Raw genomic sequence first — 26,175 nt, forward strand, 5'->3', positions numbered from 1 at the left:
GCGCGAATGGCGAGTTACCCAAGCGGCCAAAGGGATCTGACTGTAAATCAGCCGGCGTAGCCTTCGGGGGTTCGAATCCCTCACTCGCCACCCATGTGAAAGAGCCCGGCCGTATCGGCCGGGCTCTTTCGTTTCGGTGCGACGCGGAGAAGCCTCCGCTGTGCGGCGGTGTGCCAGGCTTGCCCCATGCCCACCCCCAACGAACTGCTCGAGATCGCCACCACCGTCGCGCGTCGCGCGGCCGCTCTCGCGTTGCAGCGGCGGCGGGACGGGGTGGAGATCGCGGCCTCCAAGTCGACCATCACCGACATCGTCACGCGCGCCGACCGGGAGGCCGAGGACCTGATCCGCGGCGCGCTGGAGGCGTCGCGGCCGCGGGACGGGTTCCTCGGGGAGGAGTCCGGCGGCGAGCGGGGGAGCAGCGGGCTCACCTGGGTGGTCGACCCGATCGACGGGACGGTCAACTACTTCTACGACATCCCGGCCTGGGCGGTCAGCGTCGCTGTCGTGGAGGGCGACCCCGATCCGGCGACGTGGCGGACGCTGGCCGGGGCGGTCGTGAATCCGTCGACCGGGGAGGTGTTCACGGCGGCCGCGGGAGGTGGCGCGCGGTTGAACGGCGAGCCGATCCGGGTCAATGAGGGGGTGGAGTTGCCGCTCGCGCTCGTCGGGACCGGGTTCGGGTACGACCCGGAGATCCGGCGCAAGCAGGCGGCGTTCGTGACCGAGCTGATCCCGCGGGTGCGCGATGTCCGGCGGATCGGGGCGGCCTCCCTCGACTTGTGCTCCGTCGCGTGCGGGCGGCTCGACGCCTACTACGAGCGCGGGCTGAACCCGTGGGATCACGCGGCCGGCGCGCTCATTGCGCAGGAGGCGGGGGCGACGGTCGGCGGGCTGGATGGCGCTCCGGCAGGGAAGGCGCTGCTGCTCGCGGCGGCGCCCGGGCTGTACGCGCAGCTCGACCCGCTGGTGCAGGAGTACTACCAGCGCTGGGAGTGACCGGCAGACCTCTCGAGTGGTGACGCAGTTACCGTTTCGTTATATTTGGTCGGGTGCCCCAGACCCCGACCCGCCGCGAGCTCCGGCAGCGTGAGCAGGCGGCCCAGCGGGCACGCGAGCCGCGCTTCGGCCGCGGGGTGAGCACGCTCGCGATGCTCTCGGTCCTCGGGATCGCGGTCGCGACCACGGTCCCGGCGATGGCGCTCCTGACCGAGGACCAGGTCCGTGCGCGCACCGCCTCGGCCCCGTTCTCCGGCGCTCCGGCCACGGAGCGGGAGGTCCAGGCGCTCGACAGCATCACTCCGGCGGAGCGGGAGGCCATCGTCCGCGACGGCGGCGCGGCGACCTCCGGCGAGCAGCTCGCCGCGCTGCGCTCGATGCGGATCGCGGACACGTTCCGCAACAACCCGGCGGGGGCCATCCAGTGGCCGTTCCCGGTTGGCGTGCCGATCACCTCGGGGTTCGGGCCGCGCGCCGCACCGACCGAGGGGGCCTCCACGAACCACCTCGGGGTGGACTTCGCGCCGGGCGACGGCGTGCCCATCCAGATCATCGCCGACGGCGTGGTGCGGGAGGTCGTGACCGGCGACCGCGGCGGCTGCGGCGTGAATGTCACGATCGACCACCTGATCGACGGACGGCTGATCAGCAGCAAGTACTGCCACATGCAGACGGGGTCGGTGCGGGTCGCCGAGGGTCAGCAGGTGCGGGTGGCCGACATCGTGGGCAGGGTGGGGAACACCGGGGTGTCGACGGGGCCGCATCTGCACCTCGAGATTCGGCTGGACGGCACGGAGCCGGTCGATCCGGTGGCGTGGCTGCGGGCCAACGCGTAGATAACGGAGGAGTTCCGGGCCGACACGCCGGCTGGGAGCAGCCAACGGAGGAGACCCGGGCTTGGTCGGGGTGGATCTCCTCCGTTGGCGGCAGGGGTCAGATGAGCCAGGCGGTGGTGTCCTGGGGAAGCATGCCGTCGTGGAGCGGGCCGCTTGCCAGGATGACGGTGCCCTCGGGCAGGGGGAGCGGGGCCTTGCCGAAGTTGACGGCGACGGTGACCGCGCCCGAGCGGAACAGCAGCGCGCCCTCGCCGGCGTTCGACCACTGCAGCTCGCCGAACGCGAGGTCGTGCTCGCGGCGAGCTGCCAGTGCCTCCTGGTACATGGTCAGCGTCGAGCCGGGCACCCCCTCCTGCGACGAGCGGGTGTACTCCGCCCAGGTCGCGGGCTGCGGCAGCCAGCTCTTCGGGCCCGGGCCGAAACCGTAGGACGGGTCGGTTCCCTCCCAGGGGATCGGCACGCGGCAGCCGTCGCGGCCGTAGCGCTCGCCGTTCGTCCGGAACCAGGTGGGGTCCTGGCGGGCGTCGTCGGGGAGGTCGATGGCCTCCGGGAGGCCGAGCTCCTCACCCTGGTACAGGTACGCCGAGCCGGGGAGCGCGAGCATGAGGGCGGTCGCGGCGCGGGCGCGGCGCAGGGCGAAGGCCGGGTCAGGGATGCCGGTGGACTTCGGGCCGATGCCGTGACCTTGGGGGTTGTCGCCGGTCAGGGCCAGCCGGGTGGCGTGCCGGACGACGTCGTGGTTGGAGAGCACCCAGGTGCTCGGGGCGCCGACGCTGCCGAACACCGCGATCGAACGGTCGATCACCGCGCGGAGCGCGACCGCGTCCCACGGCGTCTCCAGGTAGCCGAAGTTGAAGGTCTGCTGCATCTCGTCGGGGCGGACCCAGTTGGCGAGCTTCTCCATGGGCTCCACCCAGGCCTCGCCGCAGAGCACGCGGTCGCCCTCGTACTCGTCGAGCACCGTGTGCCAGTCGCGGTAGATGTCATGGACGCCGTCCTGTCCGAAGTACGGCGGCGTGACGGGCTCGCCCTCGGCGTGCGCGCTGATCTGCGGCTCCAGCACGATGCCGCCGGTCGTGGTCGCGATCGCGCCGCCGCCCATGCTGCCGGCGTTCGCGGGCGGGGTGTAGTCGGGGAGGCCGGCCTCCTTGATCATGCCGTGGGCGACGTCCACGCGGAAGCCGTCGACGCCGCGATCCAGCCAGAACCGCAGGACGCCACGGAACTGCTCCCGCACCCAGGGGTTCTCCCAGTCGAAGTCGGGCTGCGACTTGTCGAACAGGTGGAGGTACCACTGGCCGGGGGTGCCGTCGGCTTCGGTGATGCGGGTCCAGGCGGGGCCGCCGAAGATGGACTCCCAGTTGTTGGGAGCCTCGTCGCCGTTCACGCCTTTGCCGTCGCGGAACAGGTAGCGGGCGCGCTCCGGGCTGCCGGGGGCCGAGGCGAGGGCCTCCTGAAACCAGACGTGGTCGCTCGACGAGTGGTTGGGGACGATGTCGATGATGACGCGCAGCCCGAGGCCGTGCGCGGTCTCCAGCATCGTGTCGAAGTCGGCGAGCGTACCGAAGCTGGGGTCGACGTCGCGGTAGTCGGCCACGTCGTAGCCGGCGTCGTTCTGGGGCGACGTGAAGAACGGCGACAGCCAGACAGCGTCGACGCCCAGGGCGCGGAGCGCGGGGAGGCGGCTGGTGATGCCGTTGAGGTCGCCCATCCCGTCGCCGTCGGCGTCCGCGAAGGAGCGCGGGTACACCTGGTAGATGACGGCGGAGCGCCACCACTCACGGCCGGGAGTACTGGGCGAGAGCGTGCGGGAGGATTCGGAAGTAATGGGGATCACCTGTCTTGGCTTCAGGACGGGGAGTCGCTGCGCGCACGCGTGGCGGGAACGATCGGGGGGGCGCCATCGTTCCTCGCACGCCGCCGCTTGCGGCACCGGGATCGGCGCGCCGACGTCGGCGCTGGCAGCAATGCTAGCCCCCTCGACTGAGTGCGGGCTTGTGTGACGGGTTCCGCGAGGTGAACGGGAGGGGCGTGCGGCTCAGCGCGACGCGGTGCGCCAGTGCGACGGGCGGTGGAGGGCGGCGGGCAGGCGGGTGCCGTCATCCCCTCGTGCCGCGTCCACCTGGGGCTGCGTGAGGTAGATGGCGCCGTCGAGGATGGCGCCGTCGAGCCGCGCATCGCGGAGGTCGGCGCCGATGAGCTCGGCGGCGGTCAGGTCGGCGTCGCGGAGGTCGGCGCCGATCAGGAGGGCGCCACGCAGTTCGGCGCCGCGGAGGTCCGCGCCGCGCAGGTCCGCTCCGAGGAGGTCGGCTCCGGGGGAGAGGCGTGAGCGCTTGATGCGGAGCGGGGTGGAGGCGGGGCGGGACTCGTGGGTCGCGGCGTCGCGCGCCGCGTCGCGGGTCAGCCGGGAGGCCTCCCGGAGCAGGGACGCCGCGGGGGCGCGGAGCTCGTCGACGTCGAGCTCCAGGATGAGCGCGGGGGCCGCATCGGCCGCCGCCGTGACCTCGCCCCAGGATGCGCGCAACGCGTCGTGGAGGGACGCCGCGGCCGGCATCGCGATGGCCTCGCGGAGGTACCAGAGCAGCTCGTGGAGCTGGCGGACGATCGGAAACACCGCGAACATCTCGGCGCGGACGCCCGCGTCGTCGCGCCACGACCTGCCGCCGAAGGTGTGCCTCGTGACGAGCTGGCCGGCGCCGAAGCAGTCGAACACCGTGCAGCCCTTGAAGCCGCGTTCGCGGAGCTGCGGGTGGATGCGGCAGCCGAAGCCGTCCTCCAGGTTCACGCACTCCTCGCCGGCCGGCTTGTCGAACGCGAAGTCCGCGGAGCGTGCGAAGGCGAGCGCGACGCAGCAGAGCCCCGAGCAGGAGGCGCAGTCGGCGGCGAGAGTGCGCTCGGAGGCGAGGGCGGGGGACATTCCTCCACAGTAGGGCCGCGCGTGTGACCTCTCCACATCTTCGGACACATTCGGAATAGCCACGGGGACCCCGCGTTAGCGTGGAAGGACAGCCACGAAAGGAACACGGAATGACTTCACCGCGCCGCGCCATCGGAACCTCCGACCTCCAGGTCTTCCCTCTCTCACTGGGCGGAAACGTCTTCGGCTGGACGGCCGACCGCGACACGTCCTTCGCTGTGCTCGACGCCTACACGGCTGCGGGCGGCAACTTCGTGGACACCGCGGACGGCTACTCGGCCTGGGTGCCGGGCAACACCGGCGGCGACTCGGAGCGCATCCTCGGCGAGTGGTTCGCGGCCCGCGGCCGACGCGACGACGTCGTGCTCGCGACCAAGGTCAGCCAGCACCCCGACTTCAAGGGCCTTGCCGCTGAGAACGTCCGCCGCGCCGCCGACGCCTCCCTCGAGCGCCTGCAGAGCGACTACATCGACCTCTACTACGCGCACTTCGACGACCAGTCGGTGCCGCTGGAGGAGACCGTAGCCGCACTCTCGGGCCTCGTGGACGCGGGCAAGGTCCGCCACATCGCCATCTCGAACTACTCCCCGGAGCGCATCGAAGAGTGGTTCGCAATCACCGAGCGCGAGGGCCTCCACCGCGCGGTCGCTCTGCAGCCGCACTACAACCTGGTCGAGCGCGCCTACGAGGAGAAGTACCGCCCGATCGTCGAGCGCGAGGGCCTCGGGGTGATGCCGTACTTCGCGCTCGCAGCGGGCTTCCTGACCGGCAAGTACCGCGACGGCGTGACCGTCGACAGCCCCCGCGCCGGCGGCGCCGCCAAGTACCTGGACGAGACCGGCCGGAGCGTGCTCGCCGTCCTGGACGAGGTCTCCGCCGCGCACGGCGTCTCGGTCGCCACCACCGCGCTCGCCTGGCTCGCGGCCCAGCCGACCATCACCGCGCCGATCGCGAGCGCCCGCACGCTGGAGCAGCTCCCCGACCTCCTGGCCTCGGTGGACCTCGTGCTGACGGCGGACGAGCTGGACGCGCTCGACGGCGCCTCGGAGGCCGCCAAGGCCGCGTGATTCCGGCGTGATCCGGGCGTGATCAGCGCGTCGATCCGGAGGTCCGGGTGGTACGAAGCACCCTCGCGGGGATGGTATCCTCGTACGGTTGCCGAAAACGGCCCGGACCCTTCCGGATGCCCGGCTTCGCCCCCTTAGCTCATTGGTAGAGCACTTCCTTGGTAAGGAAGAGGTAGTGGGTCCGATTCCCACAGGGGGCTCCGTCTCCCGGTCGCGACACCGGGAGGCTACGGCGGGGTAGCTCAGGTGGTTAGAGCACACGGCTCATAATCGTGGTGTCGCGGGTTCGAGTCCCGCCCTCGCTACATAGCTTGAAAACACTGGGAACGGCGGCTGATGATCAGCCGCCGTTTTCTGCTCGGAGGGGCGATCTGCCCACATTTTGCCCACACTTGGATTCGAGTCATTGTGAGGGGTCTCGTGACTGGCCGACCTAGCCCAAGCTCAGACGATGACCCGAACGAGCGATTTCGCGGCCTCGAGCATCGCCGGATGCGCGAGATGGAGCGGTTCGACGTCGACGAGGGCGAGGGGAAAGTCTTCGTGCTTCTCGAACCAGACGGCCGTGACTGGCCAAATTGGTTTCCAGAAGGACCACCACGAGATTCCCGCCCAACGGCGCTCGCCGGACGCGGCTCGTTCTCGGAAGATGTTGAGCGCGACAGACTGGGTGTAAGGCACGTTTCGGATGACGACCTGCGTTGGTCGCATGCCGCGACTCAATAGCGTTGCAGCATCGTCGAGAGTGACAATGGGAGTGTCGTCGTTCATCGAGTAGCGGGCGAGCGCGTAACGCGCGCCGGGCGTGAACCGCACGTCGAGCATGGAGTCGCCCCACTCGGGGTGTCGTCCGAATGTTTCACCTATCGCTGCCTCCGCTGACGAGGACACATAGATAGTCATGTACTCGGGGAAGTTGTCCCACCGGCCCGATGTCTGGCGAGGGTAAACGTACGTCGGACTGCCAGAGTTGCCTGCCTTCGCGGCAGGGTCGTACGCGATGACGCGGTAGACGAACATCAGGCGAAGGCGCCAGCGAGGACCGACTCGAGGGCGTCGATAACTTCGCTGCTCCCACGTGTGCGGAGCACGTCGATTGGACGGGCGCCGTCGAGGAACGGCTCGGTTCCGAGGAGCCATTGGCGGGCGACGGCGGGCTCCCAGATAAGCGACGCCTTCGCCATGACATAGTCCAAGTCGATTAGGACCGAGCTCATTTCAGGGCTAGGCGATTCAGCACCGGTCTTCCATCGGCCGGGCTGGCTACGGGAGACGTCGAGAAGCTCGGCCAGGGCGCTTGCTCCGCCGAGCGTCTCGATGAGGAAGTTCGCGCGTTCCTGTGCTTGGGGAAGCACCCGAACCGGCTGGTCGCCGGTCACTGGCTTCTTGAACGCCAACAGATGGTTTGACACCTTGATGCCGGGCACAGCGTCGGGCAGCGTCACTGACTCGACTGCAAGGACGCGGCCCGCGGGTCCGAGCGCCTTGACCACCACGTCGACGCCCTTCGGTAGCTGAATCTCGCCGGAGCCGCCTTCCGCTCTGAGTGTGACTTTTCCGTCGATGGGTCCGTAGATCTTCGCTTCGGTAGAACCGAGCTTGAGGACTTTATAGACTCGGCCAACCTTCCCACCTGCAGGACTCTTCTCGGAGGAAACCGCCTCGCCGGTTGAGGTTTTGTCAGTCATAACGTCCACAATAGCGCCCTACAACTGTGTAGGGTATGGGAGTTTTGGGTTCGAAGCGGGGTCAATACGCGTAGTGCTGCGCTGCCGCGGCGTTAGCGGGTTAGCCCTTTCAGGGGTGCTCACGATGTGCGTAACCGATCCGGCCGGGCAACCGAATGTCGATGGTCGAGGTCACGAAGGGTATGGGCGTCACCGACTTGGACGGCTGGCCCTGCGAACGACCGTGTGTACCGGTCGTTCTCTCCCTCCGGGGAACCGCCACCCCGGGAGATACCAGGAAGCATGTCGAGGAAACGGTCCCGATGGGGTCCGATTAGAAGTCAAAAGGGGCCGAGATTGGGTCGAATGCCTCCCGAGAGCGACCATCCCTCATTGCCCCTCCGCGCTAGCCGTCCTGCTGAGTCTGGCGCGTCTTGCGATTGTGCCATTCGCGCTTCATGATTTGGACCGGATGGCGGAGTAGGTCCGTTCGGAGCTGCCGTCGTGCCTCCCGGTGAACCAGGCGTGTGTGTTGCTCGCTCTTGACCAGGCGCACCCGGTTGGAGAACTCGACACAAGCGGTCCTAAGTGCGTCGAGCCCCTGCGCAAGCCGCTGCTTGCCTGCTGCGTCAGTGGCGAGCTGCGCTATCCCCTCGGCATTGTCAAACGCGCCCTGCACGCCGTTCAGAAGGCGGAAGTCGTCGGGGCCGAGAAGTCGCCGCATGGGGTCGAGTGGCAACCGTGTGGTCGCGGTGAAAAACACCGCTGAGGTTGTCTCCGGGTTCCAGATCAGCAACTCGAGCTCGCTGGCCGCAGTTAGCCATTCCGCGTGTGCTTCTCGCTTTTCCTTTGGCGCGCTCGAGCGGTAAGAAGCCGAACGAGAAGAGCGCGCCCAAGAGAAAAGCGAGGACGGCGCCGGCCAGCAGGTTCGGCCAGTCGATCATGGCCCGACGCTAGCGGAGTGCCTTCGCTGTGTCAGAGCTCTCTGGAATGCTGAGGCAATGCGACTAGACGAGATTTTGCAAATCATTTCGGACACCGATGCCAGTCATTGGCACGTCATTACGGACTACCCGATTTTCCACCACTCATTCGAGGTTTCATCCTCAGGTAGCGGCCAGGCAAGCATCACCGGCGTGGAGTCCCACACGCGACGGGCCGTGCTTCGGTCTGACATTGATGTCGCACTTGAGTGGGGTATGCGACGAATGCGCGACGAGAAGGAGTTCTACCCCTGGAATGAACCTCAGCTGTTCGCGGACCCCAACGTGCACACCTTCTGGGTCGACCTCTTCTACCGCGATGCCGTCGTGGAAAGGGAAATGCTGGTGAGCGTAGACGGTTCAAGAGCTACATTGCCAGTCGCCCATAGCAGGCGCATCGATGGCAAGTCATTCGGAGAACCGGCGACCTCGGGCAGCTACGAGCACTACACGACCCGCGCGGAATACGACCTCGCGCGCCTGATCGATGACCTCGACGGAGGCCGCGATTTCGACGGCTACTTTGCGCGTTCCAAATTCAAGATCGAGTAAACGGCCGGACCACCAAGGGCGCTCTGCATTCACCCCAAATTATGCCCAGACGTTGAAAACGTAGGCACGAGATTCCAACACAGCCGGATGGGCTCTGGTGGTCGTATTGGTCCGTCGCCCGGGATGGTCTGTGACACTGACGAATGGGCGCATGCGGGCGGTGGTGTGCCGCGATTGCAGTGTGCGATTTCGTTGGCTGCGGGTGCCTTACAAGCGTTCCCAAAGTCGTGCGACGGTTGGCGCCGCGACAGCGTCAAGCCGAGCCGCTACGGCGTCGAGGTCGTCATCGAAGAGGTCGCTGTACGTGTCGAGCGTCATGGCTGCAGAGGCGTGGCCGAGCATCCGTTGGACCGCCTTCACGTTTGCGCCGGCGCTCACGGCAAGCGAAGCGGCTGTGTGGCGCAGGTCATGGATCGTCATCGGAGGTAGGTCTGCCTCTGCGAGTGCGCGATCCCACCATGAGTTGACGGCCATGGTCGGGGTCTTCTGATAGCCGCCATGTCCGTCGTCGAAGACAAGATCGTCGCGTGCCTTTCCAACGCGCGCTGCCGAGAGGGGCGTGGAAAGAAACTCGGGATATGGCACACTACGTCGTTCGTGTGTCTTAGGTGTGCCGACGACGATCGATCCATTCACGTACACCGCGTTTTCAACGACCAATAGTCGTCGGCGGCTTGTGTCCACGTCGCGAATCCGTAGGGCCGACGCTTCGCCCCACCGGAGGCCTGTGTAAGCAAGTGTCGCCACGATTGGCGCGTGCTCGCCGCAGGCAAGCAGAAGGGTGGCCACCTGTTCGTTCGTTAGGTACCGGTGCTCGCGAGATCTGCGCCTCGGCAGCTTGACGCCGCGCGCCGGGTTCGACGGGATGAGGTGGTCGCGAACAGCGGTATCGAGGACGCCGGCGAGGATGTCGTGGCTTCGCCGAACAATTGTCGGCGACTTTGGCTTCCCTCCATCGATTCCGTCACTTAGGTCGGTGATCCATGACTGGACCTCGCTGTGTCGGATGTTGCCGATCATCGCTTTGCCCCAACGTGGCTCGACATGCAGGCGCCACGCAGATTCATAGACGTAGGCCGACGATGGCTTCAGGTGGGAACGAGAGGCAAGCCAAGCTGCTCCGAGTCGATCGACGGTTGCACGGGCCGCCGTCGGGTCGATGTACTCGCCTGTGGCCTTCTTGGTCTCTACAGACGCCAGAAAGAGTTCGGCCTCGCGCTTGGTCCGGAATCCGCGTTTGTCGGTCTGCGAATGGTCGGGCTTGCGGTAACGAACCCGGTACCGCTTTCCGGCGGCTGACTCGTACGGGGTGATGCTGCCCATGACTACTCCGAATCGTCGTCCTCGCTCGCGACGTCCACGAATCCGCCGGACTCAAGCAGGCCGACCAGCCGGGCGACCTCCTTCGAGACGGTGTCGATCTGGCGCTTGATATCCTTGTTCGCCCTGAGGAGGTCGGCGTCGCCTGAGGCTGACTGCACGTTCATGACGAGGCGAAGTCGTTCGAGCTCACGCTGGAAGGTGCCGAGCTGTCGCAGCGAGCCGAGCGCTTCGATGTCGACGCGTTCACCGGCCCACCTTGGGCGGTACGAACTCAACGGGGTCGCCGACAGCCAGCAGTCGAACTCTGCGGCAGTCATGTCGGCCAGCTCATCGTTGAGATTCGGGAGGTCCATTTTCGCGTTCGGCCTGCCGATAGGCGCCAGCAGATACGAGGGTGGGGTGCCGAGTCCGTGGGCGATATTGAGCAGCTGGGTGATGCTGATGTCGGCCTTGCGGCCCGACTCGATGTTCTCGACGACAGCTGCCGTGACATTGCCTCCAGAGAGCGAGTCAGCGAACTCGCGCGCTGTGCGAAATCCTCGCTCCCGACGCGCGAACTTGATCCTTGCGCCCACGTTGTCCTCGATGCGGAAGTCAGCCATTTCAACAGCATAGACCCCCGTCTATTGTCAAAACAAGGAAAGCGCGCTATCGTAAATTCCGCTGAAACAATGCTCCTTTCTAGTCGAAATGGAGAAGATGAGATGACTGGAGAATACATTCGGCCTGTAGAGGTGGCCGAGATGACGGGACTGTCCGTCGCCGCGCTGGCACAGCTTCGCTACAAGGGGAAGGGTCCGCGCTACTACAAGCCCACGCCACATCAGGTGGTCTACAAGCCGGCGGAGGTGATCGCATGGGTGGAGGCGAGCGTACAGACCGGGACGGCGGTGCTGGCGTGACGGGTTCGCCCGTCCCAGATGTGCCGTCCACCCCGGGCGTCATCCAGGACTTCGTGGACGGGTATCTCGTAACGATCGATCCGATGGATGACTTGCAGTGCGAAGGCTGTCAGTAGAACAGGCAGCAACCCGCGGCGTGGTCACTACGGACTACCCCCGTTCGGGGGTAGCGTGCGGCACCAGATGGAACGGCTGATTCTTACCCCGGTTGCCGAGGTCCTGGGCTCGCGATTCGAGACAGGACAGCGGTGACACATCGTGGCTGAGACTCCCGAACTTCAGAGTCGAAGTCACCTCTCCATCGCTGAACGCGGAGGACGTCGCCCCGAGAGTTCCATTCGCGACGCCCATCCGTACGAACATCCTCCCTTCACGAGCTGAGCTGCCGCGCACCCTCGCGGCTGGAAAGACGGAATTCTGACGGGTCCTCTCGGACTCGAACCCGAGCCTTCGCAGTAGCCACCTCCATGCAAGGAAGGTTGTGATCTCGTGGCTGGAGGAATTCAAGTCGGCAGCAGGGCGGATGCCCGCATAGCGGAGCTCATCCGTGAAGTCGACACCCTGCGCAGTTTCGTCGTCTACAGCATTGGACGACGGCACTCGCTGGATCCCGATGATGTGATGCAGCAGATCCGTGAATCGGTCTGGCGCCGCAGCAGTACCTACGACCCGAAATCGGGAACGCCGAACGCGTTCGTGTTCGGTGTCGCCCGCAACGTCCTGCGCAACGAACTGCGCAGGCACATCCCGCTCTACATGGGCCACTGGGACCAATTCGAGTCCCTCGTCCAACCGGACGCACTAACCCTGCTCATCGAACGGTACGACGTCGGTCGGTGGATGAAGCTCGTCGCGGAGTTCGTCCCACCACGCGACTGGGCTGTCGTGGGCGAGATCGCGCTGGCCGACGGCGACGCCGAGCGCGTCGGGCTCGAACGCGACCTCTCCATTCGCAGCGTCCGAACGATCCGCGATCGGGTATTCCTGACCGCCAGCACCGTTCGCGCTGCTCTCGCAGCTGTAGATGCGGACCTCCCCATGACCGGACCGGTGATCGTACGGTGCATCCCCGATCAGGGCGGCATCCGCGAGGTCGCCAGGATGCTCGGCGACAGTTCGGAGGCAATCGCCAAGAAGCTGGACATCCACCCCGGCTCGGCCCGAGCAAGGATCGCCCAAGCCAAACGACTGGTCTACATCGCCCACACCGTGATGCGCCAGGAGCAGGCCGCATGATCGGGGTCGGAGCCGCGGCCCAGGCGCTCGCCCATCCGAAGACGACGCGGAACCTCCTGATCGTCGCGATGGTCGTCCTGCTGGTGGTCCCGGTGGGGCTTGTCGCCCTGCCGGTCACCATGGTCCTCGCCATGGGCCCCAGCTCGGCCGCCGGAACCGGAGGAGCGTGCGGCGGGTCTGCTCCTGCCGTCGCCTCGGGTCAAACCGTCGACGGGTATGGGCCGGACCAGTTGAAGGTTGCCTCGACGATCATCACCGTCGGCCAGGAGTTGAACGTCCCACCGCATGGTCAGGTCCTCGCGTTGATGGTGGCCATGGGGGAGTCCGGGCTTCGCAACCTGAACCATGGCGACGCGGTCGACAACACGACGATCGGCGTTTTCCAGCAGGGCGTCGGCTACGGCAGCATCGAAAAGCGCATGGACCCGGCCACTGCGGCGGGCGCGTTCTACATACGGATGCTGGCGGTGGCGGACTGGCAGACCGCCGCCCCGACCCTGGTGGCCAATGCCGTCCAGATCAACGCGGACCCGAACCACTACACACCGTTCTGGACCCCGGCACAGCACGTTCTGATCGCCCTGACCGGCACCGCCACGAGCACCTGCCAGGTGCCGGCCGACGCCAAAGCGGCCGCAGCGGCGTTGGTCGCCGACATGCAGGTGGGGAAGCTGACCTTCCTCGAGCCGAGGTACCAGCAGCAAGTGATCAACATGGCCGACGGCACCGCCACCCCGGAGTGCACCGTCGACGCTCGTGTCCTGCAGCTGATCGTCGTCGCAGCCCAGGCCTTTCAGAGCGTCGGGGTGAGCGACCTCAACCGACGCTGCACCGGCATGACCCCGGGAGCGGGCACCGCGTCCGCGCACTGGAAGGGCAAAGCCGTCGACTTCTACGCCCTCAATCATCGCTCCCTCACCGGATCCGATGACCTCTCCCTACAGCTGATCCACGTCCTGGACCCTTACGCCCCGCACGGATCCAGCCTCGGCCAAAGCGACTGCCGAGCCCGGGCCAAAGCGCACACCGGGCTGCTGCTGAACTTCACCGACGCCTTTCCCGATACCTGCACACACCAGCACATCCAGGTGCCCTGAGAAACGAATTTCCGATTTGCGCGTCAAAACTCGCCCCGACACACAACGTGTAGGTGAAGGGCGCATACGAAACCGAGGTGAACCACGATGAACAAGAAACTGATCGCACTCGCAGCCCTCCTCCCATGCCTGGCCCTGGCCGGCTGCGTCAGCCCTGCTGCACCAGCCCGAGACCGCTCCTTCACGACCGTGGCACCCGCCGCAACTCCGACAGCGGATCCGACCATGCCCATCGCCGACGGCATCGTGGACACCGTGTGGGTCGAAGTATTCGGCGGCACCACCTTCACCGCCAAGACCGGCTGCAAATGCACGCTCCCCGGCACCGCAGCCGAACTCTTCCCGGCCAGCACACCGGTGCTGTTCCTGAAGGTCACCCTCACGGGCGAGTGGAAGCCATCGCAAGGCAACCAGACCACCCAGGACGTCACCGGCACCACTCTCAAGGGAACCCAGTTCGACGGCCGACCAGAGCCCGCCGTCCTGGACACCGCCGACGGACCTGCCGCTGCGAAAGCCGCCGGACTGCCGTGGCTTCCCGGCGGCCTCTTCCACGGCAAGACGGACTGGACCATCCAGAACAACAAAGGCCGCTCCTTCGCCGCCGCCTTCTACCTCCCGGCCGGCGTCGACCGTCTCGTCCTCACCGTCGACGTCCCGTCCGAAGGACAAGCCACCCACCTCTTCGTGACCCTCCCGGAAGCCGCTGTCCGAGCCTCGACCGCGAGCGGGGAGTGAACCCCAATGGACCTCGTCAACACCCTGCTCGGCCTGCTGGCCATCATCTGTCTCTGCCTCGCAGGAATCGCCGCCTCCGGCTACCTCGCCGCCAAACGACTCAACGACGCACCTGCCAACGAACCAACCACCCCCGACCGCACCGATGAGAGGAACACCGAATCATGAACGCACTCAACGAAGCCCTGGTCACCGTCCACGCACGCATCGTCACCGTCGCCGCGGTACCGAACCCGAGCCCGGACTTCTCGGGTCCCGGCGTCGGAGCCCTGCAGGCGATTGCCAACGTCGTATTCGCGATCGTGCTCATCCTCGCCATCATCGGCGGCCTGATTGCGGCCGGGTTCATCGTCGTCGGCCACATCTCCAGCAACGGGCGCGTCCAGAAGGCCGGCATCGTCGGCCTGATCAGCTGCATCGCCGGAGTCGCCGTCGCCGGCGGCATCGCCGGGCTGATCAACTGGGGCCAGTCGCTGCACGTGGCGTGATCACCATGATCGACATCCTCGCCGCAGCTCCACCGGATCCGTTCACGCCGAACTACGGATGCTTCGTCTCCGATTTCGGCTGCCAAGCCTCGCAAACCGTCGCCGGGTTCATGGCCTCCACCATCGTCAACCTCGGCAACTTCATCGCCACGATGATCGCCGGATCGTTCAACACCAACATCGACCAGGGCAGCTGGAGCATTGCCCACTCGCAGTTCCTGTTCTGGGTGGCCGTCACCGCTCCCGTCATCCTGATCATCGCGCTCGTCCAGATCGGGATCGCGATGATCCTGCAGGACTGGGCGCGGATCGGACGCACCGCAGCGGGTGCAGCACTCGCCATCCCCTTCAGCGCGATCTGCGTGTGGGCCATGCAACAGTTCTCCGGCATCACCGACAACGTCACCCGCAGTCTTACGACCGCGGCCCAAGGCGGCGACCTCAGCCAGAGTCTGTTGCGCGTGGTCGGCCTGTTCGACCTGCCGAAGCAATCCGCCAACACAGTCATGCACAGTGCCCAATTCACCCAGGGCGGCGTCATCTTCGTGATGGCGCAGCAAGGTGCCCAAGGCCCTGAAGGCATCGGCGAATACGTCATGGCGCTGCTTGTCGTCGGACTGATGATGATCGCCTCCCTCTTCCTGTTCATTGCCATGTCGATCCGCGAATTCGGACTCCTCGCCCTTGCCGCGATGGCACCGATCGGGCTGATGATGATCGGCCAACCCAAGCTCACCGCGTGGGCGCAACGCTGGATGAACCTCTCGGTCGGACTGCTGATCGCCAAACCCTTAGCGGCGGGCGTCGTGCTCCTCGCGGTCGAGCTGACGAAGGCCAGCCTCAGCATCGGCGTGATCCTCGTCGCTGCCGGAGCCGTGATCGCCGCCTCGTTCAGCCCGCTGTGGGCTACCAAACTCGTCTCCTTCGCGGGAGCCGAAGTCGGCACCGCCCTCCACCACCGGTTCTCGGTCCGCGACCAGTTCTCGCGGGCCTCCACTGCTTCCGCGCCCGTCCGCACTGCGGCACGGGTCATCAAGGTTGGGAGATAACTCATGACCACCTTTACCGCCGACCAGCTCATCACCGACGAGGGCGCACCCCGGGTCCGCTTCGCAGCCCGCGAGCGTCGCGGGATTTTCCTCGGCCTCACCTTCATGCAGCTCATGGTCATCGGCGCCGCCGTCGCGATCCTGCTCGGGACACTATTCGCGGACCCGAACGCACTGTGGGTGATGCTGCCGGTCATCGCTGCGATCACCTTCTTCGCGCTCGCCACCTACCGACGCGAACCCGTCATTGTGATCGTCGCCCAGGCCGCCCGCTACGTCCTGCGGGGCATGGCCGGGCAGACCGTATTCCGCCGCGACGTCTGGTTCCGGGTCTCCGTCGCCTCGCTCAACGTGGGGCATGCACAGATCGCCGCGGCGACCCCGGTCGTGACCTCCAAGTTCCTTCTGCCGGGTGCGCTCGGAGACGTGCAGATCGTTCAGATCCCCGGTGCCGGCGGATTCATCTACAACGCCCGCGGGCGTCTCGCTTCGGTCACCGTCAGGGTCGGGTCCAAAGCGTGGGCGCTCCGCGATAAGGGCACTCAAGAGGCCGCCTACGACGGCTTCGTGGAATGGCTCAGCTCCCTGGAGAACCTGCCCGGCATCCGGGAAACCAGCATCCGAATCCGCGTCGACCGGGCATCGTCCACCCAGCTGAGGGACTACCTCGTTGCCCGCGAGGGCGATTTCGATCCCCAGGTCAGCGCCGAGCTGCGCGGCGAGTATTGGGCGTTGACGCAGGCGGCGTCGAAGCGGTCGATGGGGTTCACCAACTACATCACCCTCACCTTCGACACCGCTGCCCTCAACGGCGCCATCCGTGACGCAGGCAAGGGCCTGACCGGGCTCGCTGCGGTGCTCAAGGAGCGGGTGGCGGGAATTGAGACGTCGATGGAGCATGCCCGGCTCACCCCGGCCGGCTGGCTGACCTCGGATGAGCTCGATGAGCTGAACGCTCTGTCCGCAGACCCTGTGGCCGCGGCCACCCGCCGTGAGCAGGACTCGAGTGTGGTTACTGCGCCGTCGCCGGTGATGGGGATCGACGAGGGCTGGGATGCGCTGCGGGTGGACGAGTCCTGGCACCAGACCTTCTGGGTCGCCGAATGGCCCCGCACCGACGTCCGCACCGGATTCCTCGAACCGCTCCTCTATGCCGGGGACGCGACCCGGGTGATCACCCTGCAGGTGCGGCCGGTGGCGACGCACAAGGCGCTGGCCCAGCTGAATCGAGCCCAGTCGGACATGGAGACCGCAGCGACGATCCGGATGAAGCTGTCCTCCCGGATCCCGCTCACTCACCTCCGCGAGGAGGAGGACCTGGCAGTGCGCGAGCACGACCTCGTCGACGGGTTCGGCGACGTCCAATACCGCGGGTTCGTCACCATCTCCGCCGAGTCCAAGGACGCCCTCGCCAAGGCCCGCACGGACATTGAACAGGCTTCTCACCCGGCACGGCTCGTATTGGCGTCCATGTCCGGTCAGCAGGCCGCGGGGTTCGTGACCGCGGCGTTGCCGGTGCCGGTGGAAGGGGAGTGAGTGCGATGAAGCCCAACATGGTCATCGGCCGCATCCCCGCGAACGAGAAGCCCGGAGCCAACGGCCGGCACCGCCAGACCACTTCGGCGGATAAGGACTCGAACTGGAAGCTGCAGACCGCGGAGTTGCCGGCGTCAAAGATGCCGGCCTGGGGGTGGAAGCAACCGCACAACCTGCGTGGCCCACTACGCGCCACCCCACCCGCACACCGCTGCAGCTCCAAGGTCCTCGGCGGCGCGTACCCGTTCCTGGCCGAGACCGGAGACATCCTCACCGGGGCGTACATCGGCGAGAACCTGCTCTCCCGTGCGCCGTTCTGCTTCGACCCGTGGGACGCCTATTCCGCCGAGGCCGTTCGCTCTCACTCGGTCGCCATCCTCGGAGTGAAGGGGACCGGGAAGTCGATGCTGGCGAAGTCCTGGTCCTCCCGGCTGGCGCGGTTGGGGCGGAAGATCGCGGTGCCACACGACCCGAACGGTGAGTGGGTGCGTGTCGCCGCCTATGTCGGGGGCACCTCCATCAGCGTCGGGCCTGGTAAAGCGGCCCGGATCAACCTGCTCGATGAAGGGCCACGGGATGCGCTGTTCTCGGATGAGGACTGGAACCAGAACGTGCTCCAATACCGGCGGGCGACGGTAAAGACGATCATCCGCCGCCTCCGAGAAGGAGGGAACCTGGAACCGGTCGAACACACCGCCCTCGACGTCGCACTTGACGCCCTCCGCGGGCAGTCCACCGTCACCATTACCCACGTCTACAACCGACTCGTCGACCCCGACGATGCGCTCCCGGTCGAGGTCGCGGAGGCCGGACACCGGCTCGCACACTCACTGCGCCGGATGGTGTCCGGCGACCTCACCGGGTTCTTCGACGGACCCTCCACCGTCCGGTTCGACGCCGACGCACCAATGATGGTCGTCGACACCTCCGCCCTGAAAGGCGCATCACCCGAAGCTCAGGCGCTCGCCCGGCTCGCGACGGCGAACTGGATCCGCCGCTCCAGCCTCGGTGCGAACCGGCAAGCTCGGGTCATCATCCACGAAGAAGCCGCGGTCGAGCTCCTCAACGATGTCTCCGGTGGAGACGGCCTGGCCGACAGGGTCGAGGACGAGAAGGTCGCCCGGCACCTCGGAACCTCCAACTGGTACCTCCTGCACCGAGTCGCGGACCTCGACGCGCTCGGTGACCGCAACAGCGCCCTCCACTCCCGCGCGCTCGGGCTCCTCGCTGACTGCGAGACCCGGATCTCGTACGCGCAGCACTCCGGAGAGATCGCGCGGTCGCGGGAGATCCTCGGCTGGAACGACACCCAGGCCGACCTGGTCCGCAAACTTCATAAGGGTGAAGGGCTCTGGCAGATCGGCCAGGACCGGGTCGCGAAGGTCCGCAACATTTGCACCGACTACGAACTCGGCATCTTCCGCACCGACGCCATGGGCGGTGAACGAGCATGAGAAACCACGGCTCCTCCTGGACCCAACTCGCGCTCTACAGCCTCTTCGCCATCGTCGCCGCCGGCGCCCTCACCACGGGCATTGCCAGCGCCACCATCACCGCAACGTGCGGCGCGGGGGGCCAGCCGGAGAGCGTGTTCGCGGGCCTCCAATTGGCCATCGGCGGCGACCCCAGCGGATTCGCCCTCGATGCCGGATGCACGGCCCCGGTGACCCTGGTCCGAGCCCTCGACGTCCTCGCGGTCCTTCTCCTTCTCAGCGTGGTGGCGGCAGCGGTTGTTTGGTGGCTGCACTACCGCCAGTCGGATCGACACTTCATCAACGAGCTCCGCGGCCGGGACGGACTCGCAAAGCCTGGTGAGGTCCGCAAGCACACCTCCGCCCGCACCGCGCTTCATCGCGCCAGGACGCTCCGGCCGTCGTTGGCCTACCCAACACCGTCCGCGGCGGGGTGGAAGGTCGGCAGCGCCCACGGACAGGACGTCTACGTGTCGATCGAGGACTCGATCGTCGTGGAAGGCGCACCACGCTCCGGCAAGGGCTACCGGTTCATCATCAACGCGATCCTCGACTGGGACGGGCCGGTCATCACCACCTCAACCCGTAACGACAACCTCGCAGCCACGATGCGCGAGCGCGCTCGTCTCGGCGATGTCACAGTGTTCGACCCGCAGGAACTATCCGGGGTACGGTCGCCGCTTCGCATCTCTCCGGTGACCGGGTGTGAGGAACCGCTCGTCGCCGACCAGCGCGGACAGGCCATCGTCGCCGGCACCGCTCTCGGGGCATCCAAAACGAACCAGGAATGGGCACAGGTCTCCTCGTCCGTGCTCTCCCGACTGCTGCACGCGGCCGCGGTGTCGGGCCGCGGCGTCGAGGCCCTCGCCCGCTGGGGCTCCAACCCCCGCCTCGCGCGCGAAGCTGTCAGCGTCCTCGCCAATGAAGGCACGCCGGGCTGGTCAGAGGATCTCGATGCGATCATCAACGGCGACCAGAAGCTCCTTGCCAACTCGTGGTTCGGTGTCGCTGCCGCCATCCGTCCCCTCGCCATTCCCGCCATCCGCAGGGCTATGACACCGGGACCGGGGGAGCAATTCGACCCCGACGCCTTTCTAACCGGATCCAACAGCCTCTACCTCGTCGGCACCGGCGCCGGCGCCGGCTCCGTCGGCGGATTCCTCGGCGCGATCCTCGACGACATCGTTGAAACCGCCCGCCGCAAAGCCCTCGCCTCACCCGGCTCCCGGCTGGACCCGCCGCTCGCTTTGATCCTGGACGAGATCGCGAACATGTTCTCCTGGCCAGCGTTGCCGCGGATCATGGCCGACGGCGGCGGTATAGGCATCTCTACCATCGTCGTCCTCCAAGCGTTGTCCCAAGCGGAGACCGCCTGGTCCCGGTCCGAAGCCGACACGATCTGGTCTGCCGCGACAGCCAAGCTCCTCCTCGGCGGCGCATCCGACGTCGACCACCTCCGCGACATCGAAGCCCTGCTCGGCGGCCGACGCATCCACAACACCGGCCACTCGTACAACGACTCCGGATCATCCACCAACATCAGCAACGAAAAGGTGCCCGTCATGGCCCTCGACGAAATCCGGCGCATGCCCGAAACCATCGGACTGCTCGCCTACCGAAACCGGCGGGGCATCCTCCTCGACCTCCGCGGATGGACCGACCGCGAGGACGCGGCCCAGGTGAAGTCCGGCAAGCAGCTCACCGAACTCGACCAGCAGGTCGTGTTCGCCAAACAGTACCAAGCCGCCGTCGATCGTCGGCACGCAGCAGAGGAGCGGAACTGATGTCCAACCGTCGTCGCCCAGCCCGGGCCAACACCTACCGCACCCGCTATCTCCACTCGCCGGCCTGGTTCGCGCGCCGTGACCGCTGGTTCACCGAAGAGCACACACGCGCTGGCGAGGTCCGCTGCGCACTCTGCCTCGGGATCGGTAGCACCCACACCCTCGAACTCCACCACCTCGACTACAACGGCGTCAGCCAGACCCCACGCGGTTGGGCCGCGCACGAACGCCACGAAGACCTCACCGCCCTGCACCCGCGCTGCCACGAATACGTCCACCAGCTCATCGACCGCGACCGCGCGCTCTCCGGATTCGTCTCCCGCCGTACCGCCTCCACCCAGGCCATCTCCCGCCTCCAGGCCAAGATCGCCCGCTTCATCGAAGCATCGGAGTGGCCGTGACCGACAAGCCGCGAATCGAGGAACTCCTCGACTCGCTCCCCGAAGGCTGGGACGACCAAGCCCCCAGGCGCAGCCCCGGGATGCTCGGCGTCGCCGTCGTCAACTGGCGCACCCTCGAAGACGGCGACGCACCCCAGGTGTGGACGGACCTCCGCCACTGGGTGACTTGGTTCATCCGTCGGTACGACCTTCCCTCTCGGAAGATCCCGCCGTGCTGGCACCGGCACGGCGCCCTCGTCGAAGAGCTCTCTGCACTCCACACCGCCTGGCTCGTCTCGTACGACGCCCTCGACGCTGGTTACGGACCCATCGGCTGGCACGAACGCCTCGCCGCCGCCCTCCCACGTCTTGCCGGTTGGTACAACGGCGAATGCCACAACGGACACACGGAACTCCCGCATGCCATCGACACCGCCATCGCGACCGACTGGGCCGACTGGATCCATACCTCTCACGCCAGTTAGGCGGATGCGCGTAACGACGACGTCGTCCCGCGACCGAAAACACAACGTGTAAGTGAAAGCGGCCAAAAGGCCGCACCCATCGAAAGGAAAAGGAATCATGAGCACACGAGTCCCGATCAGCATCGAAGGCAACCTCGTCGCCGACCCCGACTACGGCGAATCACAGAACGGCACCAAGTTCGCCAAGTTCACCGTCGCCGTCACCGACCGCAAGCTCGAAGATGGCAAATGGGTGGACGGCGACACCCAGTACCACCGCACCACCGTCTTCGGCCGCACAGCCGAGAACGTCCGTGCCAGCCTCGCCAAGGGCGACACCGTCATCGTCAACGGCAACCTCGAGTTCCGCCACTGGACCGACCAGGCCACCGGCGAACCCCGCGCGGCCACCGAAGTCGTCGCTGACAGCGTGGGTCCCTCGCTTCGATACACGACAGCTGAGGTCGCCCGCCGCCCAAAAGCTGACAGCCCGGACGTGAATGCGACCCGGGCTCTAGGGGCTGAGGAGACTTCCTCAATGGCGGTAGGCTAGCGCGCCTCCCATCTAGCCAGCGGGTTATTTGCCTGGCCTCAGAGGATAGGGTCGCCCTCGAGCGACCCTATCCTTTTGTCTTCACCTGGCCCAGCTTCAACGTCCACCAGCGACCGCGGCCCTCGCTGGCGTCACGCGAACGGGGGATACTGACGACTCCTCAGCTCCCGGTACCGTTGGGAGGAGTGCAGTACTGCAATCAGGGGGCGCAGTGTTCAGGCTCTATCTCACGGGCGCACCAGCAAGCGGGAAGTCGACCGCTGGCCGTGCGCTGGCCCAGCGGGTCGGCGGCCAGTACATTTCCTATGGCCATCTACTAACGAAGGCCTTGGGTGTTTCTAGCCAGGAAGAGCTGCGACGCAGGTCGGCTGAGGCGATATCGCCGGACGACGTCGCCAGGGCAGACGCCCGGGTTCGAGACATAATCGCAAACACCACCGGAGACCTGGTCGTCGATTCGCACGTGGTCACCCGCGAAATGTATGGCTTTCGCGCGATTCCATTCGATCCGCCCACCCTGCGGGCAATGCAGTTCACACACCTGATCTGTCTCATGGTTCCTGGCGCCACTATTCATGATCGAATCTCCCGAGATGGCGGCGGTCGCCCGCTGTTGACGCCGGAGCAGTTCGATCAACACGCGGCATTGCAGTCGTCGTTCGCCGTTACATATTCGCACTCAGCAGGTGTCCCCGCGGCATTCCTTGAGGCGGACATGCCAATCAACGATGTAGTCGCGGCAATGGCCAATTTCGTGGGCGTCTAGATATGGCAGGTGAAATAGACCTTCGAGCCGCCATCAACGCGGTATCGGACGTAGTCCAGAATCGTCCTTTGCCGTTGCGCGAATTCGATCAGATCTACATGAAGACCGGCGACATGGTCATGCAGAGCGAGTTTGTTGCAAGGTGGGCGGCTGGCAAGAGACTCGCGTTCGTCGGAGACGGCGACGCGATTAGCGTCTGTGTTTCGTATCTCGTCGCGCGCGGAATCCTTGACGAGGGGCCGAGCATGATCACTGTCTTTGACTTCGACGAGCGGATAGTCAACGCAGTCAGACGATTTGCACGCGCAGAGGGCATCGACAATCTCGATGCAGTGCTCTACAACTGCCTCGACGCCGTTCCCGCTGCTGCGTCGTACGACTGCTTTTACACGAATCCCCCGTGGGGAGCTAGCAACGGAGGAGAGAGTGTCAATCTCTTTGTCGAACGTGGCTTCGAGCTTGTTGGCTACGAGGGGGACGGTCTCATCGTTATTGCCGATGACCTTGACCTCGACTGGCCGAAGCAAGTTCTACACGCCGTCCAGACATTTGCCACAGAATCGGGCTTTTACGTCAGCCGAATGACTCCTCGGTTGCACTCCTACCACCTGGACGACGCGCCCGACCTTCGTTCGTGCAATCTCATGGTGTCCGCAGTTCCAGGCAATGCCAGAACTTCCAGCAGCGAGACGCGTGACAAGCGAGACCTAGCTCACTTTTACGGCAAAGACAGACGACCCCACGTTCACTATGTCCGAGATGCATCGGGCCGTGCACGCGGGACGGAACGGCAAGAAGACTATCGATTCGAATTGTTCGAGGAGTAAACGAAGTGAGCGAATTGGCACCTGGGGATAACTTCATCTTTATGAAGGTCGGGGTCCACGCGGGGGAGACGCTGGAGGACATCTTGGCGAGGAAGCGCAAGGAAATCGACGATGAGGGGATTTCGATGTGGGGTTATGGTGGCAACTCTTGCCACCCACGCCGCGTACAGGAGTTTGCTCAGGATGCGAATGCACCGATCCGGCTAATCATGCAGGAGATCAAGTCCAATCACTTTGCTGACCCTCGCCGTGCGGGCGAGTTTTCGGCGGACGGCGGAGCCACATGGCAAGCCGTGCCCAGGGGTATTAACGTTCTCGGGTCGAAGTTCGCGCTGTGCCTTTCCACGTTGGACGACGTTGACTTCGCGCTTGACCTCGCAGAAACCGTCGTACCGATCGGCCTCCAGCAAGGGAAGCCCGGCAACCAGTACTTGCGAGGACACGTTGACAAGGCCTGCCTGACTCTGCTCGACGGGCAAGCCGAACCGTCTGAAAACTCCGCTGTTCGGATCTCGCTGTCAGCAGACCTAATTCAGCCGTATGCAGTTCTCTTGAGGGATTAGGCAGAAACCCAACTCATGTCGTCGCCAGGCATCAAGACGCGAGGTGCATCTCGACGGAGGGCCTCAATGTAGCTGTGGAGGCCGGCGGGGGCGTAGTCATCTGGCACCGACGAGCGGCCACATTCGAACGCGTTGGTCAGTGCGATATCGGCGTCCGGCTTGCTACAGACGTCCGCCCGAATGGCGAGGCCGCCATGGCGCTCAGCGAGAGTGCCAATCGCCTGCTCGAGGCATGCCGTGCGGAGTTTGATTGCCTCGAGAACCGGGAGCTCATCCAATGCGTTTTCTGCGCCTACGATTGCTCGCTTGTCCCCAGTAAGAACGGCGCTCCCTCTGGTGCAACAAACCGCAAGGAGAAGGCTTTCTCCGCCGTCGATTGGTAGATCATTCTGCTGTGCCAGTTCCTCGATCTCAGCTGCGAGGGCAAGCTCCGCGTCGTCCGGCTTAAGGAGTTCTGCGCGAGCCAGCACCGCCTCAAGGTCCGCGATCGCTTCGGGGCCGACTTTGCCGGTTTCGACCAACCTAGTGAGCCGCGCCTTGCAAACGTAGGGAGCGCTGTCGAGGATGCCGGCACTGTTCGAACAGGGTTGACTGCAGCCCAGGTGAATTAGTTCGGCTGCCCGACCGTACTGACTTGTTTTGACGAGGATATCGTTGTCGATGACGAGTTCAAGCATCGCTCGGCTCCCCGAGCAAACGACTCAGGTAGTAGGCGTTCTCGTCGCCAAGGTTTTCCCAGTTGAGCTGCCCGAACGCGATTTGGTTCACAACGGAGGGCAAGTTCTCTAATCGGTCACCGAGAATGTTGATTGCCGAATAGACCTGCTCCCAGCGGTGGGTCCGGTGTCCGACTGCCAGGGCAAACGTCGAGGGCTCGATCGCGAATCGCTCAGAGGCATTTTGGACTGCGTCAGCCAATTGAGCGCCGTTGAAGTTTTCTTGATCGACCTCAACGACAAAATCCGGGTTGCCAGTCAAAAGTTCAAGTGCAAAGTCGTTGGCTGCAGCCTCATCCGGATCTTCGTCATCGACGGTGTGCATAACTGGATCCCCGAAGTCGACGACGGCTGTTTGGCCATCGAAGTGGTTGAGTACGATATGTCCAAGTTCGTGTGCCAAGGTGAAAGCCAGTTGTGCCGGGTAGGGAGAGTCACGAGCCAGAAGAATCACCGGGCGTTGGCTGGCGATCACACTCATGGCGTCCATGCGTTTCGCGTCGAGCGGAAAAACGCGAAGGTGCAGGACGGGGATTCCGACTCCCCAAGACAAGGCCAAGAGGCTAAGGAGCGTCACGGTCGGGAACTGATTCAAAATGGCCGTGCGGATCTCCTTGGCCGATTGAAGTGGCCGGTAGTGTTCTGCGGTTCCCGCGGCCGCCAGGCGGCCAATCGAGAGAGCAAACGAAGCCAGCGCGGCCTCCTCGGCGGTGGACGCTGTGAAGCCTTTGAACCTTGTTGTGTCATGCCAAACGAAGACCGGATCTTCTTCGAGGAGCGAAGTAGGAGACAGTCCGAGCCTCCGGGCCAAGGTGAAGCGGAGTTCGGCCGAGGCGGCGGTTGAATTGGACGCGTCGTCAGACCACCATTGTGGCCATGCCGCGTCGATGAGCTCCAACGAGATGCCGGCCTGGCGAAGTCTCCGCCGAAGGTCTGCGGGTGATGCAAAGGTAGCGATGACGGTCCTCCAACTGGCGGATTCAACTGGTGACGGTAGCGTCGTGTAGCTTCCTTGTGTGCAGGATCAATACCGGAACGATGAGGGTGCCGCCCGTGTATCCGACGTTAGCGCAATGGTCCAGCGCGGTCCGGCATTTTGCTGGTCTAAGTACGCCGCTGAATCGGGTGAGAGCTCCGGAGGGATACTCGCTCGCAAGGAGGCGGAGCGTGCGGCGAATGGCGGTGTGTTCCTATGGGGAATCGGCTCGAGTATCCGGCCCTCACTGATGCAGCTCCTGGAAATGTCAGCGAGTCCTATGG

At 65.5% G+C, this 26,175-nt stretch carries 29 protein-coding genes and 3 tRNA genes; 23 read left to right on the plus strand and 9 right to left on the minus strand.

Annotated elements, in window-relative coordinates:
- Positions 1–8 precede the first annotated feature (8 nt).
- The 3 genes from ABH923_RS13830 to ABH923_RS13840 all read left to right on the plus strand — a co-directional run bounded on the left by ABH923_RS13830 (position 9) and on the right by ABH923_RS13840 (position 1,835).
- Positions 9–90: transfer RNA gene (locus tag ABH923_RS13830), tRNA-Tyr, on the plus strand.
- Positions 91–186: 96 nt separating this feature from the next.
- Positions 187–999 carry an inositol monophosphatase family protein gene (locus ABH923_RS13835; protein ID WP_370055957.1) on the plus strand — a complete coding sequence of 271 codons (813 nt, stop codon included), beginning with the start codon at positions 187–189 and terminating at the stop codon, positions 997–999.
- 53 nt (positions 1,000–1,052) lie between these two features.
- The gene (locus tag ABH923_RS13840; RefSeq protein ID WP_370055959.1) at positions 1,053–1,835 is read left to right on the plus strand and encodes a M23 family metallopeptidase; all 783 of its coding nucleotides are present in this window, start codon (positions 1,053–1,055) and stop codon (positions 1,833–1,835) included.
- A gap of 97 nt (positions 1,836–1,932) precedes the next feature.
- Here ABH923_RS13840 and ABH923_RS13845 read toward each other — a convergent pair whose 3' ends face one another.
- Together ABH923_RS13845 and ABH923_RS13850 are read right to left on the minus strand one after the other, a co-directional pair.
- Complete coding sequence (locus ABH923_RS13845) at positions 1,933–3,669, minus strand: glycoside hydrolase family 13 protein (protein ID WP_370057371.1); 1,737 nt, start codon at positions 3,667–3,669, stop codon at positions 1,933–1,935.
- 204 nt (positions 3,670–3,873) lie between these two features.
- The gene (locus tag ABH923_RS13850) at positions 3,874–4,752 is read right to left on the minus strand and encodes a pentapeptide repeat-containing protein (protein WP_370055960.1); all 879 of its coding nucleotides are present in this window, start codon (positions 4,750–4,752) and stop codon (positions 3,874–3,876) included.
- Positions 4,753–4,862: 110 nt separating this feature from the next.
- Here ABH923_RS13850 and ABH923_RS13855 point away from each other — a divergent pair, with 110 nt between their 5' ends.
- From ABH923_RS13855 to ABH923_RS13865, 3 genes are all read left to right on the plus strand, one after another.
- Positions 4,863–5,819, plus strand: a complete 957-nt coding sequence (locus ABH923_RS13855; protein ID WP_370055961.1) for an aldo/keto reductase — start codon at positions 4,863–4,865, stop codon at positions 5,817–5,819.
- A 128-nt stretch (positions 5,820–5,947) separates the two neighbouring features.
- A tRNA-Thr gene (locus ABH923_RS13860) sits at positions 5,948–6,019 on the plus strand.
- A gap of 31 nt (positions 6,020–6,050) precedes the next feature.
- Positions 6,051–6,124, plus strand: a tRNA-Met gene (locus ABH923_RS13865).
- A 139-nt stretch (positions 6,125–6,263) separates the two neighbouring features.
- On the opposite strand, the gene ABH923_RS13870 is transcribed toward ABH923_RS13865, so the two are convergent.
- The 3 genes from ABH923_RS13870 to ABH923_RS13880 all read right to left on the minus strand — a co-directional run bounded on the left by ABH923_RS13870 (position 6,264) and on the right by ABH923_RS13880 (position 8,282).
- Entirely contained in the window at positions 6,264–6,839 is a 576-nt protein-coding gene (locus tag ABH923_RS13870; RefSeq protein WP_370055962.1) for an RES domain-containing protein, read from the minus strand.
- Positions 6,839–7,507, minus strand: coding sequence for a hypothetical protein (locus ABH923_RS13875; RefSeq protein WP_370055963.1), 669 nt, complete (start codon positions 7,505–7,507; stop codon positions 6,839–6,841). The genes ABH923_RS13870 and ABH923_RS13875 overlap by 1 nt, the downstream gene beginning before the upstream one ends.
- A 385-nt stretch (positions 7,508–7,892) precedes the next feature.
- Positions 7,893–8,282: a hypothetical protein gene (locus tag ABH923_RS13880; protein ID WP_370055964.1), complete on the minus strand. Its 390-nt coding sequence runs from the start codon at positions 8,280–8,282 to the stop codon at positions 7,893–7,895.
- A 205-nt stretch (positions 8,283–8,487) separates the two neighbouring features.
- On the opposite strand from ABH923_RS13880, the gene ABH923_RS13885 reads away from it, so the two are divergent.
- Positions 8,488–9,021: a hypothetical protein gene (locus ABH923_RS13885; protein ID WP_370055965.1), complete on the plus strand. Its 534-nt coding sequence runs from the start codon at positions 8,488–8,490 to the stop codon at positions 9,019–9,021.
- 207 nt (positions 9,022–9,228) lie between these two features.
- Here ABH923_RS13885 and ABH923_RS13890 read toward each other — a convergent pair whose 3' ends face one another.
- Together ABH923_RS13890 and ABH923_RS13895 are read right to left on the minus strand one after the other, a co-directional pair.
- Positions 9,229–10,344 (minus strand): tyrosine-type recombinase/integrase, encoded by a 1,116-nt coding sequence (locus tag ABH923_RS13890; protein ID WP_370055966.1) that lies wholly within the window; start codon positions 10,342–10,344, stop codon positions 9,229–9,231.
- Between the two features lie 2 nt (positions 10,345–10,346).
- The gene (locus ABH923_RS13895) at positions 10,347–10,946 is read right to left on the minus strand and encodes a helix-turn-helix domain-containing protein (protein WP_370055967.1); all 600 of its coding nucleotides are present in this window, start codon (positions 10,944–10,946) and stop codon (positions 10,347–10,349) included.
- Between the two features lie 141 nt (positions 10,947–11,087).
- Here ABH923_RS13895 and ABH923_RS13900 point away from each other — a divergent pair, with 141 nt between their 5' ends.
- The 16 genes from ABH923_RS13900 to ABH923_RS13975 all read left to right on the plus strand — a co-directional run bounded on the left by ABH923_RS13900 (position 11,088) and on the right by ABH923_RS13975 (position 24,199).
- On the plus strand, positions 11,088–11,246 hold the full coding sequence (locus ABH923_RS13900; protein WP_345840020.1) for a hypothetical protein: 159 nt from the start codon (positions 11,088–11,090) through the stop codon (positions 11,244–11,246).
- Positions 11,247–11,735: 489 nt separating this feature from the next.
- Complete coding sequence (locus ABH923_RS13905; RefSeq protein ID WP_370055968.1) at positions 11,736–12,482, plus strand: RNA polymerase sigma factor; 747 nt, start codon at positions 11,736–11,738, stop codon at positions 12,480–12,482.
- Positions 12,479–13,579 (plus strand): hypothetical protein, encoded by a 1,101-nt coding sequence (locus ABH923_RS13910; protein WP_370055969.1) that lies wholly within the window; start codon positions 12,479–12,481, stop codon positions 13,577–13,579. The genes ABH923_RS13905 and ABH923_RS13910 overlap by 4 nt, the downstream gene beginning before the upstream one ends.
- 225 nt (positions 13,580–13,804) lie before the next feature.
- A complete protein-coding gene (locus ABH923_RS13915; protein WP_370055970.1) occupies positions 13,805–14,317 on the plus strand; it encodes a hypothetical protein in 513 nt (170 codons plus the stop codon).
- 6 nt (positions 14,318–14,323) lie between these two features.
- The gene (locus ABH923_RS13920; protein WP_345840016.1) at positions 14,324–14,485 is read left to right on the plus strand and encodes a hypothetical protein; all 162 of its coding nucleotides are present in this window, start codon (positions 14,324–14,326) and stop codon (positions 14,483–14,485) included.
- Positions 14,482–14,805: a hypothetical protein gene (locus ABH923_RS13925; protein WP_345840015.1), complete on the plus strand. Its 324-nt coding sequence runs from the start codon at positions 14,482–14,484 to the stop codon at positions 14,803–14,805. The genes ABH923_RS13920 and ABH923_RS13925 overlap by 4 nt, the downstream gene beginning before the upstream one ends.
- A gap of 5 nt (positions 14,806–14,810) precedes the next feature.
- The gene (locus tag ABH923_RS13930) at positions 14,811–15,854 is read left to right on the plus strand and encodes a hypothetical protein (protein WP_370055971.1); all 1,044 of its coding nucleotides are present in this window, start codon (positions 14,811–14,813) and stop codon (positions 15,852–15,854) included.
- A 3-nt stretch (positions 15,855–15,857) separates the two neighbouring features.
- Positions 15,858–17,390 (plus strand): SCO6880 family protein, encoded by a 1,533-nt coding sequence (locus ABH923_RS13935; RefSeq protein WP_370055973.1) that lies wholly within the window; start codon positions 15,858–15,860, stop codon positions 17,388–17,390.
- 5 nt (positions 17,391–17,395) lie between these two features.
- Positions 17,396–18,844 carry an ATP-binding protein gene (locus ABH923_RS13940; protein ID WP_370055974.1) on the plus strand — a complete coding sequence of 483 codons (1,449 nt, stop codon included), beginning with the start codon at positions 17,396–17,398 and terminating at the stop codon, positions 18,842–18,844.
- Positions 18,841–20,646, plus strand: a complete 1,806-nt coding sequence (locus tag ABH923_RS13945) for a type IV secretory system conjugative DNA transfer family protein (protein ID WP_370055975.1) — start codon at positions 18,841–18,843, stop codon at positions 20,644–20,646. Before ABH923_RS13940 ends, ABH923_RS13945 begins: the two co-directional genes overlap by 4 nt.
- On the plus strand, positions 20,646–21,047 hold the full coding sequence (locus ABH923_RS13950; protein WP_370055976.1) for a hypothetical protein: 402 nt from the start codon (positions 20,646–20,648) through the stop codon (positions 21,045–21,047). Before ABH923_RS13945 ends, ABH923_RS13950 begins: the two co-directional genes overlap by 1 nt.
- Positions 21,044–21,511 carry a hypothetical protein gene (locus tag ABH923_RS13955; protein WP_370055977.1) on the plus strand — a complete coding sequence of 156 codons (468 nt, stop codon included), beginning with the start codon at positions 21,044–21,046 and terminating at the stop codon, positions 21,509–21,511. Before ABH923_RS13950 ends, ABH923_RS13955 begins: the two co-directional genes overlap by 4 nt.
- Before the next feature lie 97 nt (positions 21,512–21,608).
- Positions 21,609–22,043, plus strand: coding sequence for a single-stranded DNA-binding protein (locus ABH923_RS13960; protein WP_370055978.1), 435 nt, complete (start codon positions 21,609–21,611; stop codon positions 22,041–22,043).
- 211 nt (positions 22,044–22,254) lie between these two features.
- Positions 22,255–22,809 (plus strand): ATP-binding protein, encoded by a 555-nt coding sequence (locus tag ABH923_RS13965; RefSeq protein ID WP_370055980.1) that lies wholly within the window; start codon positions 22,255–22,257, stop codon positions 22,807–22,809.
- 2 nt (positions 22,810–22,811) lie between these two features.
- The gene (locus tag ABH923_RS13970; protein WP_370055981.1) at positions 22,812–23,636 is read left to right on the plus strand and encodes a bis-aminopropyl spermidine synthase family protein; all 825 of its coding nucleotides are present in this window, start codon (positions 22,812–22,814) and stop codon (positions 23,634–23,636) included.
- A 5-nt stretch (positions 23,637–23,641) separates the two neighbouring features.
- Positions 23,642–24,199: a hypothetical protein gene (locus ABH923_RS13975; RefSeq protein ID WP_370055982.1), complete on the plus strand. Its 558-nt coding sequence runs from the start codon at positions 23,642–23,644 to the stop codon at positions 24,197–24,199.
- On the opposite strand, the gene ABH923_RS13980 is transcribed toward ABH923_RS13975, so the two are convergent.
- Entirely contained in the window at positions 24,196–24,876 is a 681-nt protein-coding gene (locus ABH923_RS13980; RefSeq protein WP_370055983.1) for a hypothetical protein, read from the minus strand. The genes ABH923_RS13975 and ABH923_RS13980 overlap by 4 nt on opposite strands.
- Complete coding sequence (locus tag ABH923_RS13985) at positions 24,869–25,813, minus strand: ImmA/IrrE family metallo-endopeptidase (protein WP_370055984.1); 945 nt, start codon at positions 25,811–25,813, stop codon at positions 24,869–24,871. Before ABH923_RS13985 ends, ABH923_RS13980 begins: the two co-directional genes overlap by 8 nt.
- Positions 25,814–26,175: the final 362 nt, after the last annotated feature.

Source organism: Leifsonia sp. EB41, assembly GCF_041262565.1.
GTDB lineage: Bacteria > Actinomycetota > Actinomycetes > Actinomycetales > Microbacteriaceae > Leifsonia.

What these genes read in the sequence shown, in the direction of transcription:
- ABH923_RS13835 (WP_370055957.1), top strand. Translation starts at nt 187, where the DNA reads ATGCCCACCCCCAACGAACTGCTCGAGATCGCCACCACCGTCGCGCGT.
- ABH923_RS13910 (WP_370055969.1), top strand. Translation starts at nt 12,479, where the DNA reads ATGATCGGGGTCGGAGCCGCGGCCCAGGCGCTCGCCCATCCGAAGACG.
- ABH923_RS13915 (WP_370055970.1), top strand. Translation starts at nt 13,805, where the DNA reads ATGCCCATCGCCGACGGCATCGTGGACACCGTGTGGGTCGAAGTATTC.
- ABH923_RS13925 (WP_345840015.1), top strand. Translation starts at nt 14,482, where the DNA reads ATGAACGCACTCAACGAAGCCCTGGTCACCGTCCACGCACGCATCGTC.
- ABH923_RS13970 (WP_370055981.1), top strand. Translation starts at nt 22,812, where the DNA reads ATGGCAGGTGAAATAGACCTTCGAGCCGCCATCAACGCGGTATCGGAC.
- ABH923_RS13850 (WP_370055960.1), bottom strand. Translation starts at nt 4,752, where the DNA reads ATGTCCCCCGCCCTCGCCTCCGAGCGCACTCTCGCCGCCGACTGCGCC.
- ABH923_RS13960 (WP_370055978.1), top strand. Translation starts at nt 21,609, where the DNA reads ATGAGCACACGAGTCCCGATCAGCATCGAAGGCAACCTCGTCGCCGAC.
- ABH923_RS13890 (WP_370055966.1), bottom strand. Translation starts at nt 10,344, where the DNA reads ATGGGCAGCATCACCCCGTACGAGTCAGCCGCCGGAAAGCGGTACCGG.
- ABH923_RS13900 (WP_345840020.1), top strand. Translation starts at nt 11,088, where the DNA reads ATGACGGGACTGTCCGTCGCCGCGCTGGCACAGCTTCGCTACAAGGGG.
- ABH923_RS13895 (WP_370055967.1), bottom strand. Translation starts at nt 10,946, where the DNA reads ATGGCTGACTTCCGCATCGAGGACAACGTGGGCGCAAGGATCAAGTTC.
- ABH923_RS13930 (WP_370055971.1), top strand. Translation starts at nt 14,811, where the DNA reads ATGATCGACATCCTCGCCGCAGCTCCACCGGATCCGTTCACGCCGAAC.
- ABH923_RS13855 (WP_370055961.1), top strand. Translation starts at nt 4,863, where the DNA reads ATGACTTCACCGCGCCGCGCCATCGGAACCTCCGACCTCCAGGTCTTC.
- ABH923_RS13875 (WP_370055963.1), bottom strand. Translation starts at nt 7,507, where the DNA reads ATGACTGACAAAACCTCAACCGGCGAGGCGGTTTCCTCCGAGAAGAGT.
- ABH923_RS13920 (WP_345840016.1), top strand. Translation starts at nt 14,324, where the DNA reads ATGGACCTCGTCAACACCCTGCTCGGCCTGCTGGCCATCATCTGTCTC.
- ABH923_RS13935 (WP_370055973.1), top strand. Translation starts at nt 15,858, where the DNA reads ATGACCACCTTTACCGCCGACCAGCTCATCACCGACGAGGGCGCACCC.
- ABH923_RS13945 (WP_370055975.1), top strand. Translation starts at nt 18,841, where the DNA reads ATGAGAAACCACGGCTCCTCCTGGACCCAACTCGCGCTCTACAGCCTC.
- ABH923_RS13980 (WP_370055983.1), bottom strand. Translation starts at nt 24,876, where the DNA reads ATGCTTGAACTCGTCATCGACAACGATATCCTCGTCAAAACAAGTCAG.
- ABH923_RS13870 (WP_370055962.1), bottom strand. Translation starts at nt 6,839, where the DNA reads ATGTTCGTCTACCGCGTCATCGCGTACGACCCTGCCGCGAAGGCAGGC.
- ABH923_RS13940 (WP_370055974.1), top strand. Translation starts at nt 17,396, where the DNA reads ATGAAGCCCAACATGGTCATCGGCCGCATCCCCGCGAACGAGAAGCCC.
- ABH923_RS13885 (WP_370055965.1), top strand. Translation starts at nt 8,488, where the DNA reads ATGCGACTAGACGAGATTTTGCAAATCATTTCGGACACCGATGCCAGT.
- ABH923_RS13950 (WP_370055976.1), top strand. Translation starts at nt 20,646, where the DNA reads ATGTCCAACCGTCGTCGCCCAGCCCGGGCCAACACCTACCGCACCCGC.